10 protein-coding genes are annotated in these 12,344 nt (G+C 60.8%); 8 read left to right on the forward strand and 2 right to left on the reverse strand.

Annotated features, from left to right (window positions below; translation table 11 throughout):
* Positions 1-307 precede the first annotated feature (307 nt).
* From SB725_RS00755 to SB725_RS00785, 7 genes are all read left to right on the forward strand, one after another.
* Positions 308-1,873 (forward strand): glycosyltransferase, encoded by a 1,566-nt coding sequence (locus tag SB725_RS00755; RefSeq protein ID WP_410921148.1) that lies wholly within the window; start codon positions 308-310, stop codon positions 1,871-1,873.
* The gene (locus SB725_RS00760) at positions 1,867-3,162 is read left to right on the forward strand and encodes a glycosyltransferase (protein WP_410921150.1); all 1,296 of its coding nucleotides are present in this window, start codon (positions 1,867-1,869) and stop codon (positions 3,160-3,162) included. Before SB725_RS00755 ends, SB725_RS00760 begins: the two co-directional genes overlap by 7 nt.
* Complete coding sequence (locus tag SB725_RS00765; protein WP_027926232.1) at positions 3,159-4,052, forward strand: class I SAM-dependent methyltransferase; 894 nt, start codon at positions 3,159-3,161, stop codon at positions 4,050-4,052. Before SB725_RS00760 ends, SB725_RS00765 begins: the two co-directional genes overlap by 4 nt.
* Positions 4,049-5,206 (forward strand): acyltransferase family protein, encoded by a 1,158-nt coding sequence (locus SB725_RS00770; protein ID WP_059181907.1) that lies wholly within the window; start codon positions 4,049-4,051, stop codon positions 5,204-5,206. The genes SB725_RS00765 and SB725_RS00770 overlap by 4 nt, the downstream gene beginning before the upstream one ends.
* Positions 5,200-6,027 carry a class I SAM-dependent methyltransferase gene (locus SB725_RS00775; RefSeq protein WP_027926234.1) on the forward strand — a complete coding sequence of 276 codons (828 nt, stop codon included), beginning with the start codon at positions 5,200-5,202 and terminating at the stop codon, positions 6,025-6,027. Before SB725_RS00770 ends, SB725_RS00775 begins: the two co-directional genes overlap by 7 nt.
* 63 nt (positions 6,028-6,090) lie before the next feature.
* Entirely contained in the window at positions 6,091-7,287 is a 1,197-nt protein-coding gene (locus tag SB725_RS00780; RefSeq protein ID WP_410921152.1) for a DUF3142 domain-containing protein, read from the forward strand.
* The gene (locus SB725_RS00785; RefSeq protein WP_059181909.1) at positions 7,274-9,391 is read left to right on the forward strand and encodes a hypothetical protein; all 2,118 of its coding nucleotides are present in this window, start codon (positions 7,274-7,276) and stop codon (positions 9,389-9,391) included. The genes SB725_RS00780 and SB725_RS00785 overlap by 14 nt, the downstream gene beginning before the upstream one ends.
* A 3-nt stretch (positions 9,392-9,394) precedes the next feature.
* Here the strand turns inward: SB725_RS00785 and SB725_RS00790 are convergent, their stop codons facing one another.
* Positions 9,395-10,024: a LysE family translocator gene (locus SB725_RS00790; RefSeq protein ID WP_410921154.1), complete on the reverse strand. Its 630-nt coding sequence runs from the start codon at positions 10,022-10,024 to the stop codon at positions 9,395-9,397.
* Between the two features lie 145 nt (positions 10,025-10,169).
* On the opposite strand from SB725_RS00790, the gene SB725_RS00795 reads away from it, so the two are divergent.
* Entirely contained in the window at positions 10,170-10,643 is a 474-nt protein-coding gene (locus SB725_RS00795) for an Lrp/AsnC family transcriptional regulator (RefSeq protein ID WP_027926238.1), read from the forward strand.
* 120 nt (positions 10,644-10,763) lie between these two features.
* Here the strand turns inward: SB725_RS00795 and lpdA are convergent, their stop codons facing one another.
* Positions 10,764-12,164 (reverse strand): dihydrolipoyl dehydrogenase, encoded by a 1,401-nt coding sequence (gene lpdA, locus SB725_RS00800; protein ID WP_027926239.1) that lies wholly within the window; start codon positions 12,162-12,164, stop codon positions 10,764-10,766.
* Positions 12,165-12,344 lie beyond the last annotated feature (180 nt).

A 12,344-nucleotide genomic window follows, 5' to 3' on the forward strand; every position in this document is an offset into this window, starting at 1 on the left:
TCCAATCTGTGCCAATTGCTCATCAATTTCAACAGGTCCAACCGTGACTGGTCAGTTCTCGTTAGCGTAGGCTGATTTATTCTCGCCGGGCGGTTCACGAATTCTCGACGGATGTGTTTAGAATGCCCCTCGTCACGATTATCCAGTGTTCGTGCGGGTTGCTCCCGGACCCCACGAGACTGACCATTAAAACAAGAACGTAGACGAGCAAAAAGACGATGGACGACGACCGGCAAACACCGGCGCTCTGTTGGCTTTGCCGTCATAGAGTGGGGCTGCCGGGATGGCGGTTTCATCGTGGGATGCCATGAATTTCATTCTTTACTCGGACGTCAACGACAGCTCGATCAGTCAGAGCCTCGGTCGTCCCGAATACAGCTACTACTTCGTGCTCAAGGCGTATCGCCCGGTGCTCGAAAGCCTTGGGCGCGTGCACGTGGTGTCCTCCACCGCCGAGGTCGATCCCCTCTACAAACAACTGCTGGCCGCTGGCGAGGACAGTCTGTTCCTGTCTTTTACGCCGCCACAGAAAACCCCGAACGACCTTGAGTGCCCGACGATCTGCGTGGTGGCCTGGGAGTTTGATTCGATTCCCGATGAGCAGTGGGACAACGACCCGCGTCAGGACTGGACGCAAATGCTCGCGCGTCAGGGCCGGGTGATCACGCTATCCACTCATACCGCCCGGGCGATTCGTCGGTCCATGGGTGAGGACTTCCCGGTGCTGGTGTTGCCGACGCCGTTGTGGGAAAACTTTGCGGCCATTCGCAGCCAGCACACCAGCGTCCCGGTGAACACCGGTTCGACGCTGGACATCAAGGGTTGCATATTCGATTCGCATACCCTCGGGCTCAGCGCCGATGCGCTGATTCCGGCGCCGCCCACGGCCGAGGAACTCGCGGCGCTGGAAGCGTTGAAGCCGCCGCCACTGACACTGAAACGCCGCTTGGTCATTGCCCGGCATTACCTGCACATGTGGCGCCGGGACATGGGCAAAACGCTGCCGGTTCCATTGCCTCGCACGCACTATCTCAGCCAGTGGTACTGGGAAGGCATCCGCGATTTGCTCTCCGATGCAGCGCATGCTCGAGTGGCCGAATACCTGCCAGCCATCGCCGGCCCGCTGACAATTGCTGTGCCAGAACCTGAACCGCGCAATTGGCCAGACACCACCTCTTTGGTAGAAACCCGGGTCGATGGCGTGATCTACGTCACCGTGTTCAACCCGCGTGACGGGCGCAAGAACTGGCATCACTTGATCACCGCATTCTGCTGGGCCTTTCGTGAAACGTCTGACGCCACGCTGGTGCTGAAGATTACCCAAAGCGACCTGTCGTCTTACTACGACGAGCTGATGACCTTGCTCGCGCAACTCTCGCCATTCGCCTGTCGGGTGGTGGTGATGCACGGTTACCTGGACGATCCGCAATACGCCCGGCTTTACGCAGCGGCCAGTTTCTACGTCAATGCCTCGCGCTGCGAAGGGCTGTGCCTGCCGCTGATGGAATTCATGGCCAGCGGCAAACCGGTGATCGCTCCGGATCACACGGCCATGGAAGATTACATCGATGAGCGCGTGGCCTTTGTGGTCAAGTCCAGCGAAGAACTGACCATCTGGCCGCAGGACACCCGGATCATCTACCGCACCCTGCGTTATCGACCGGACTGGGGTTCGCTTAAAACAGCCTACGAAAACAGCTACCGGATGGCCAAGGCGCAACCGCAGGACTATCAGCGCATGTCCCAAGCCGCCGTCGAGCGTATGCACGACTATTGCGCTTTCGCCCCGGTGCAAAAGCGCCTGGCGGATTTTTTCGGGCTTGCGCCACAGGGCTCGCCGGCAGCGACCGCAACGGATAATGCCGCATGCTGATCATCATTCATTCGGAAACCAACCAGCACACCATCGCCCAGAACCTGGGCCGTTCGGAATACAGCTACTACTTCGTGCTCAAGGAGTACCGGCCCGTGCTGGAACGGCTGGGGCGCGTGGTGGAAGTCCGCGACCCGCAGACTGAAGTTGATGCCTTGTACCGGGAGTGTCTGTCCCGAGGCGAAGACTGCGTGTTTCTGTCGTTTTCGCCCCCTCATCGCACGCCGGTCAATCTTGCTTGCCCGACGCTGCCGGTGTTCGCGTGGGAGTTCAGCACCATCCCCAACGAGCCCTTTGCCGGTGACCCGCTCAATGACTGGCGCACGGTGCTGCGGGCAGCAGGTGCGGCGATTACGCATTCCAGCTACACCGTGACGGCAGTGCGCGAGGCGATGGGCGCCGACTATCCGATCGTCGCGGTGCCGGCTCCGGTGTGGGACCGGTTTGCCGAGCGCGGCGCGCAATTGCAGCGTCAGCCCTTGGCCAGCCAGGTGCGATTGAAGATCAAAGGGCTGCTGGCCGACAGCCGCGAACTCGACTTGCGAGCCTTCGGGCCTGCGTCATCGCGCGAAGGCGTAGGCATCGACTTCGAGGCCCCGCCACGTGAACACGAGTTGGTTCTGGACGGCGTGATCTACACCTCGGTGTTCAACCCCGGCGACGGGCGCAAGAACTGGGAAGACATGCTCAGTGCTTTTTGCGTGACGTTCCGCGAAGTGGATGACGCGACACTGGTGCTCAAACTGACCCACCACGATGCCGAAGCCGCGCTGACCGACATCCTTCACCACCTGTACAAAAACCAGTCCTATCGCTGCCGCATCGTGCTGATTTATGGCTACCTCGCGGATGCGGATTATGAGCGTCTGGTGCAGGCGACCAGTTACGCAGTCAACACGTCCTACGGCGAGGGCCAGTGCCTGCCGCTGATGGAGTTCATGTCCTGTGGAAAACCGGCGGTGGCGCCACGGACCACGGCGATGATCGATTACCTGGATGTCGACAATGCGTTCCTCATCGAGTCCACGGACGAACTGACCGCCTGGCCGCATGATCCGCGCCGGGCATTCCGGACATTGCGATACGTCACCAACTGGTCGTCGTTGTGCCGCGCATACCGGACAAGCTACGACGTCGCCAGGAACGACCCTGAACGTTATGCGCAGATGTCCGCGCACGCCGTGGCCAGCCTCAAGGCATTCTGCAGCCAGGCCACTGCCGAGCAGCGCCTGAAGGCCTTTTTTGCCCGGCTGTTCGAAACCCGCGCCGTGGAAACCCCCGAGGCATGATCCGCGCATTGGTCAGACGTTTCTTTCCTGAAGCGAAGCCAGAACCCGCGCCGTTGCTGGTTGAGCCCACCCGTGTGTCGCCAAGAGAAGTCGGTTTGCATGATGCGATGCATGACGGCTGGTTTTCAGGTGACAGTGGCGAGCTGCTCAAGGGGTTTGCCATTACCGCCGACGACACCTTGCTGGACGTCGGCTGTGGCGAAGGGGTCGCCACCTTGTTTGCGGTGCGCCAAGGCGCGTCGGTGATCTTCACCGACAGCGAACATGACAAGGTCCGCGACCTGGCCCGGCAAGTGGAGACGCAATCGGATAAAGCCAATCTCGGTCTGGTCAGCAACAGCCTGCCATTGCCGCTGGCGGACGGTTGCGCGAGCAAAGTGGTGTGCATGGAAGTGCTGGAGCATATCGATCAACCGGAGCCGTTCATGGCCGAGTTGGTGCGCATGGGCCGACCTGGTGCGTTGTACCTGCTCAGCGTTCCGGCACCGGTGGGCGAACATTTGCAAAAGGGCATCGCCCCGGCGAATTACTTCCAATCGCCCAATCACGTACACATTTTTACCCCGGAACGCTTTGCCGCACTGGTGGAGGACGCGGGGCTGGTGATCGAGCATCGTCAGGCCACCGGGTTTTTCTGGGTGATGGGCATGATCTTCTTCTGGGCCAGCGAGCGGGCTGCCGGTCGGGATCTGGGCGGCGCGGTGCGTGACCGCATTCAGGCGCCGTACCCGCCGCTGATGGAAAGCTGGGCGAAAACCTGGCAAGACTTGCTGGCGCAACCCGACGGCTTGGCGATCAAGCAGATGCTTGATCAGTTCATGCCCAAGAGCCAGGTGATCATTGCGCGCAAACCGGTGAATGCCGATGCAGCGTCCAGGAGGACGGCATGAGTAATGACAAACGGATCATGGACATCGAGTTGTTGCGCGGTATCGCGGTACTTGGCGTGCTGTTTCATCACCTGCAAGACAGCCTCTTTGCAGCCTCGGTGCCGTTGCTGCAAACCATTACCGCGTTCGGTCAGCCGTGGTGGGGCGTCGATCTTTTTTTCGCGATCTCGGGATTTGTCATCGCGCGCAGTTTGATCCCGGCGTTGCAAGGGTGCAGCACCCGTCAGGAGTACTGGCAGCAGACGCGTAATTTCTGGCTGCGCCGAGCCTTTCGATTGTTGCCGTCGGCCTGGTTGTGGCTGGCGCTGATGTTGCTGGCGTGCCTCTTTCTCAACCGCTCCGGTGCGTTCGGTACGCTGCACGCCAACGTGCAGGCGACGCTGGCCGGTGTGGCGCAATACGCCAACTTCCGCTTCGCCGACAGCTTCTATCACTACGAATACGGCACCAGTTTTGTGTACTGGAGCCTGTCGCTGGAAGAGCAGTTCTACCTGCTGTTTCCGCTGCTGATCCTGGTCTGCCGCAAGCATCTGGTCTGGGCGTTGCTGGCGTTGGTCGCGGTGCAGATTTTCACGTTGCGCACACCGATCCTGATGGTGGTTCGCACCGATGCGCTTGCCCTCGGCGTGTTGTTGGCGATGTGGAGTGCGCAGCCTTCGTACCGGCGCTGGGAACCGACGTTTCTGCGTCGCCCCTGGGCTGGCGTATTGGCGTTGATCGTGCTGTCGCTGGCGCTCAGTTTCATGGCGACTGATCGCTTTACCTTTACCCAATACCGCATCGGCGTGATTGCCGTGTTGTGCGCGGTGCTGGTTTGGGTCGCGTCTTACAACCGTGATTATCTGCTGCCTCGAGGCCTGCTGAAAAATGTCATGACGTGGGTCGGCAGCCGGTCTTACGGGATTTACCTGATCCACATCCCGGCCTACTTGCTGGTGCGTGAATTCACGTTCCGCTTACAGGCTGCCGGGCTGCCCAGCCCGGCGGGCCATCCGGTCCTGACGTTGCTGATGGCGGGCGGCCTGATCGTGCTGCTGAGTGAACTCAACTACCGCTACATCGAAATGCCCATGCGCAACCGCGGCGCCTCGCTGGTCAAACGCCTGAGCACGTCCCGAACAGCCGTCCCATCCTCTGGAGCTACCTCATGCTGAGCCTTTTGAAGAAACTCACGGCGGGCACGCCCGCTCCCGCGACGCCTGCGGCAGACAAGGTCGAGAAAGTCGACCCGTACATGCTCGGCCTGCACGATGCGATGCTCAGTGGCTGGTTCAATCAGCAAACCGGCGAGCTGTTCACCGGGTTCCCGGTGAGCGCCGAAGACACGCTGCTGGACGTGGGCTGTGGTGACGGCGGCAACGTGCATTTCTGCGGCATGCGCGGGGCGAAGATCATCATCGCCGACATCGACGCGGCCAAGGTCGAAGCCACCCGCCAGCGCCTCGGCGATACCCCGGCGCGCGATGTTGAATGTCATGTCACCGACTGCAATCCGCTGCCGATTGCCGACGCCACCGCTACCCGTGTGGTGTCCACCGAAGTCATCGAGCATGTGGACGATCCTGCGCAGTTCCTCGCCGAACTGGTGCGGGTCGGCAAGCCGGGGGCGCTGTATTTGCTCAGCGTTCCGCACCCGAGCTCCGAAGACCTGCAAAAGGACATCGCCGCGCCGGAGTATTTCCAGAAGCCCAACCACATTCGCATCATCAGCGAAGAGCAGTTCAAGGCGATGGTCAGCGATGCCGGCCTGGAAGTGCTCAGCCACAGCCAGTACGGGTTTTACTGGTCGATGTGGATGTTGCTGTTTTGGGAAGCCAAGGTCGACTTCAGCAATGCCGACCACCCGTTGCTCAACCACTGGGCCGACACTTGGCAAGCGGTGCTGGCGTCCCCTCGCGGCGCACAGATCAAACAGGCGCTGGACGCGGTCGTGGCGAAAAGTCAGGTGATCATCGCCCGCAAGCCGATGGTGTAGACGCCCAGGTAACCGCAGCCTACGGCAGCTGCTACAAAGGTCGGTTTTGGCTCAAGGGTTTCAATGGTGTTTTCCCCGCGTTTGATCGTCTGGCTGACGGTGCTGATGCTGCTCAACGGCTGCGAGCAACACGACGTGCCGCCGCTCGATCAACAACTCTACGTCTGGCAACGGCAATGGACGCCCGCCCATGACGCGGCCCTGCGCGACAGTCGTGGGGACTTTTCGACGTTACGGGTGTTGGCCTTACAGGCGTTTCCCAAGGACGGCTGGCGTCGTGCACGGGTCGATGCGGCGTTGCTTAAACGCGATGATCGGCCGCTGATCGCGGTGATTCGCCTGGATGGTCAGCTCCAGTCGTTGGACCAGGATGAGGTCACTGCGCAAATCCAACAGCTGCTCAGCGACTGGCAAGGCCAGGGGCTGACGCTGTCCGGTGTGGAAATTGACCATGATGCGGGGAATGCCCGGCTAGCGGCCTATCGAGCATTTCTGACGAACCTGCGTACGGTTTTACCGACCACATTACCGCTGAGCATCACGGCGCTGCCGGCCTGGCTGGACAGCCCCGAACTGCCGGCGCTGTTATCGACCGTCGACAGCAGCGTGTTGCAGGTGCACGCGGTGAGCGATCCTCGGCGCGGGTTGTTCGACCCGGATCAGGCACGAAAGTGGGCCAAGGGCTGGGGGCGCGTCACGACGAAGCCTTTCTATCTGGCACTCCCGGCCTACGGCGTGGCCTTATTGTCCGGCGCCAGTGGTGCGCCGGTGGTGGAAAGCGAAGTGCCGGTGGGACGCGGCGGCGAACGCCGTGAACTGCTGGCTGATCCATTGCAACTGCGCACACTCGCCATGGATTTACGCGCCGATCCGCCGGCTCATCTGGCCGGCCTGATCTGGTTTCGCCTGCCGCTGGCGGGCGACCGTCGGGCCTGGAGTTTGACAACCCTGGCTGCGGTGGCACGCGGTGACGCACTCGACAGCCGCTTGAGTGTGAAACTTAGTGCGCACGACGGCCTCTATGACATCAGCGTCAGCAACCAGGGCAACCTCGACAGCCCGTGGCCCGAACGCGTGACCCTGGCCGCGCAGGGTTGTGACGGCGCCGATGCGCTGGCCGGTTACGCGTTGCAACAAAGCCCCGATCTGCTTACCTTCACCCGCCTTAGCGACGGCCGAATAGCCGCCGGTGGGCAGCGTGCAATCGGTTGGGCACGCTGCACAAAAATTGATCAAGGAGGTTCGAATGTTTCCCCGTAACTGGCCCCGCCATCTGCTCTGCCTGAGCCTTAGCCTGCCGCTGGGTTCGGCGCTGGCCTGCGGGCCGGACTTCCCGATGCGCCTGCTGGATAACCGCAGCCAGTCATTGGCGGAGCTGCCGGAAGGCAACTTCCAGTTTGAAGTCAATCGACTCGGGCATGCGATCGCGGGGCTCAAGAATGTCGCGCAGTCGCCCTACAGTATGGAGGCGACGGATTACGCAGCGCAGCGGGACACCGCTGAGCAGACCGGGCTGACGGCGGAACAGCAAGCGCTGGTGAAACAATTGCGCAGCCTGCCGCAGGCGCATCAGGTCGAAGAACAAGGTGCGAGCCTGCCGGCCGAGCTCAAGCTGTATCTGGCGGGCGCTGCGGCATTCAGTGCGGGCGATCATCGTTTGGCTGCCGAATACTTCGAAAAAGTGCTGGCGCTGCCGGCCGATCAACGCGCCTTGCGCAGCACCTGGGCCGCGTATTCGCTGGGCCGGACGCTGTTTGCCATGAGCGCCGAGGTGGACGCATCACCCGATCGGCTGGCGCAGTCGCGCAAGGCGTTCGAGCAAACCCGTCAGCTGAGTATCGATGGCTTCAGCGATCCGCTGGAACTGGGTGTCGCCAGCCTCGGCGAAGAAGCTCGGGTGGCCCGTACCGCTGGCGACTGGGACAGCGCCATCGAACTCTACGCCACGCAAAACCTGCACGGCTCGGCGGTGGGTTACACCTCATTGAAGCTGCTGATGGCCGATCTGCTGGCGATGCCTGACGATCAATTGACCGCGTTGCTCAAAGGTAAACCGGTACAACAACTGGTCACCGCGTCGTTGATCAGCCGCCTGGGCTGGTCATTTGGTGATCAACCACCCAACGAATTGAAACTGATCAAACTGCTGCAAAGCAGCACCCGCGGCAGCCTGGATAACGCGGATCGACTGGCCGCGATGAATTATCAACAAGGCGATTACGCGAGCGCCAAGGCCTTCCTGGAACACGCCGGTGACGGCGGCCTGGCGTGGTGGTTGCGGGCGAAACTGGCGTTGCGCGATGGCGATAAAACCGCGGCGGCTGCGGCGTATGCGAAGGCGGCTCAAGCGTTCCCGCAGAATGAATCGTGGGGTGAGCGTCGCACGCCGGACTACGATTACGAAACGCTTCAGCCCAAGTGTCGGGTCGAAGGCGAAAGCGCAATTCTGGCGCTGCAACGCGGGGATTATCTGCAAGCGTTCGATCAGTTGTATCGCAGCCAAAGCCTCTACTGGTTCGATGCCGCGACGGTGGCCGAACGGGTGCTGACCGTCGATGAACTCAAGCATTACGTCGACACTCAGGTGCCCAAGCCACCGCCATTGACCCAGCAGGACCGTGACAACTACGTGCCACTGCCGGTGGCGGCGAAACTGCGAAATCTGCTCGGCCGTCGGTTGTTGCGCGAAGAGCGTTACGACGAAGCGCTGGTGTACTTCGACAATCCTGATCTGCAGAAGAAAGCCCGGTTGTATGCGCAACAGCGTCAATTGGCTGATGCAGCATGGTGGCCGACCAAACGCGCCGCCGCCCTGTTCAATGCCGCCTGGACGGCGCGCGAGTGGGGCATGGACATTCTCGGTTACGAGATGGCCCCGGACTACGCCACGTTTGGCGGCAATTACAGCCTCGAAAACACTGAGCTGAAGGTCGGACCGTTAGTGGCTGAAGGTGAAGTCCGGCGCCAGCAAGCCAGTGCCGCCAAACCTGACGAGCGCTATCACTATCGGTTCGTGGCCACGGCATTGGCCAGTCGCGCCGCTGATAACTTGCCGCACACCAGCCAGGCGTTTGCGGCGGTGCTGTGCGCGGCGGCGGGCTGGAACAGCAGCCTTGAAGAGCAAAGTGCGCTGTACCAGCGCTATGTAAAAGAAGGACCTTATGTGGATTGGGCGGTGGATTTTGGTCACCAGTGCCCTTATCCCGACTTCGAAAACGCCAGCAAGCGATATGTAACCCAGGCCACTGACGCAACGCGTTCCATACTGCGGCCCTACAAGTGGCCGCTGCAGATCGGCGGTGTCTTCGGCGTGACGGCGGTGGCATTGCTGTTGATCAACCGTCGCCGTCGTCGGACGCGGTAAGGCTTACGCTTGTTGCACAAAGGTCAGCCGCACTGCGAAACCGATCAACAGGCTGCCAAACAGCCATTGCTGGAGTCGCTGGGCCGAAGGACTGCGTTGCAGCCAACGGCCCAGTGCCGCGCCGACCAATGCGTAGGCGCTGTCGAAGAGGAAGCCGATACTGACCAGCACCATGCCCAGGATCGCGAATTGCCTGAGGACTGAACCGGCGTGTGGATCGATGAACTGTGGCAGCAGCACCGAACAGAACAGCAACGCCTTGGGGTTGAGCAAATTGGTGAGCAGGCCGCGCTGAATCGACGCCGACCAGCGCGGTTTTGCTGTCGTCGTTTCGGTGCCGTTCAGGTTCGGCAGCATCGTCGTCCGCAGACATTGAATACCCATCCACAGCAGATACGCGGCCCCGGCCAGACGTACCACATCGAACGTCCAGGGCGCCGCTTTGAACAATGCCGCCAACCCCAACGCGGCCAACGCCACATGGCAGCCACGGGCAATCCCCAAGCCCACCGCCGTCGCCAATGCCGCTCCTTTTCCCTGACGGGCGCCGGTTTGCAACAGCAGGATCATGTCCGGCCCAGGCAACAAATACACCACCGCCAATGCCATGAAAAACAGCCAGAGTCCTGCCATGTTGCGCCCCTTTCGTTGTCGATTCGGTAGGGCCAGTCTAGGACGCAAGGGCAGGGCAGGTGGTTGCGAAGTCAGCTTCTAAAGCATGGAAAATTGGCATAACCTGCTGCTTATATAGGATCAAACCATCAGGATCTGCCAAACCATGAAACTGGACGCCTACGACCGCAAGATCCTCGCGGCCCTGCAACGGGACGGTCGACTGAGCAATGTGCAGTTGGCTGACGAAATCGGTTTGTCTGCCTCGCCCTGTTTGCGTCGAGTGCGGATGCTGGAAGAGGCCGGGGTGATTCGCGGTTATCAGGCGAATCTGGATCGCGATGAAGTGGGGCTAGGGCTGACGGTGTTTGTCGGGGTCAAGGTCGAGCGTCACAACGACGAGCAAGCCGAAGCGTTCCGTGTGGCGGTAACGGCGTTGCCGGAAGTGATTTCGGCGTTTCTGGTGTCTGGTGAATCGGATTTTTTACTGCAGGTGGTGGTGCCGGATTTGCGTGGGTATGACCGCTTTCTCACCGAGAGGCTGCTGAAGTTGCCGGGTGTGAGCGATATCCGCAGTAACTTTGCGATTCACACGGTGAAGACGCCCGGGGCGTTGCCGTTGGGGCATCTTCCGCTTTAGACCGCATCGCCCCCATCGCGAGCAGGCTCACTTTTACACGGTTTTGTGAACGCCACAAATCAACTGTAGGAGTGAGCCTGCTCGCGACAGCGGTAGACCGGATAACGAAAACCTACAGCCTTACATCTGCGTCGCCATCCCCTCCACATTCATCGCCGCCTGACGCAACGCCTCCGACCGTGTCGGGTGTGGATGGCACGTCAGCGCAATGTCCTCGGCCGAGGCGCTGAATTCCATCGCCACGCAATACTCGCCAATCATTTCACTGACGCTCGGGCCTACGAGATGCACGCCGAGAATTTCGTCCGTGCGTTCATCGGCCAGCACTTTGGCGAAGCCTTCGGTTTCGTGGTTGATCTTGGCCCGGCTGTTGGCAGTGAACGGGAATTTACCGACCTTGTACGCGCGACCTTCGGCCTTGAGCTGCTCTTCGGTCTTGCCGACGCTGGCCAGCTCCGGTTTGGTGTAGACCACGCTGGGAATCAGGTTGTAATTCACTTCGCCGGCCTTGCCGACAATCTGTTCCACGCAGGCCATGGCTTCGTCTTCGGCCTTGTGGGCGAGCATCGGCCCGGACGTGACGTCACCGATTACCCACACGCCAGGCGCTTCGGTGCGGTGACCCTTGTTGGCGAGCATGCCGCGCTTGTCCGTGACGAGGCCGACGTTTTCCAGACCCAGGCCTTGGGTGTACGGCCGGCGCCCGATCGACACCAGCACGTAATCGGCCTCCAGCCACTCGGCGGTGCCGCCGGCCGCCGGTTCAATGCTGAGCTGAACACCGCTCGCCGTTGACGTGGCGCTGGTGACTTTCGAACTCAACTTGAAGGTGATGCCCTGTTTGCTCAGCGAGCGCTGCAGGGTTTTGCCTGCCTCAATGTCTACCCCCGGGCAGATGCGATCGAGAAATTCGACTACCGTGACTTGAGCACCCAGGCGCCGCCACACGGAGCCCAGTTCCAGGCCAATGACACCGGCACCGATCACCACCAGGTGTTTGGGCACCTCGGCGAGCGACAGCGCCCCGGTGGAATCGAGAATGCGTTGGTTATCGATGTCGACGCCCGGCAGGGGAGTGGGCTCGGAGCCGGTGGCGATGATGATGTCCTTGGCGCTCAGCTCGGTCTTGCCGCCGGCACTGTCGGTGACCGTGACTTTGCCCGGCCCGTCGATGTGGCCCCAGCCCTTGATCCAGTCGACTTTGTTTTTGCGAAACAGAAACTCGATGCCCTTGGTCAGCCCGGTAACGCTTTCATCCTTTTGTTTCATCATCTGGGCGAGGTTGAGGGTGGGTTTGACGTCGATGCCCAGGTTGGCGAATTCCGCGCCCATGGCCGCGTCGTAGAGTTCGGAAGCGTGCAACAGCGCCTTGGACGGCATGCAGCCGACGTTCAGGCAAGTGCCGCCCAGGGTCGCGCGACCTTCGACGCAGGCCGCTTTCAAGCCTAGCTGGCCGGCACGAATCGCGGCGTTATAACCACCGGGGCCACCGCCCAGAATCACGACGTCGTAGCTGCTCATGGATGTACTCCTGAAGTGAAGAGATCGGGCTGGTTAACCGTAGTAGTTGATAAAAATTACGAGCGTAATATGAGCGTTTATCGCAGTTTCGGTCAAGGCTTCAGCCAAGAGACAGGTTCAGCGCCTTTAGATAGCAGGATTTAGTACAAAAATTTCACCGTTTTCGTTATATCGTAACGA

The organism is Pseudomonas sp. SIMBA_041 (assembly GCF_046535095.1).
GTDB classification, from domain to species: domain Bacteria; phylum Pseudomonadota; class Gammaproteobacteria; order Pseudomonadales; family Pseudomonadaceae; genus Aquipseudomonas; species Aquipseudomonas mucoides.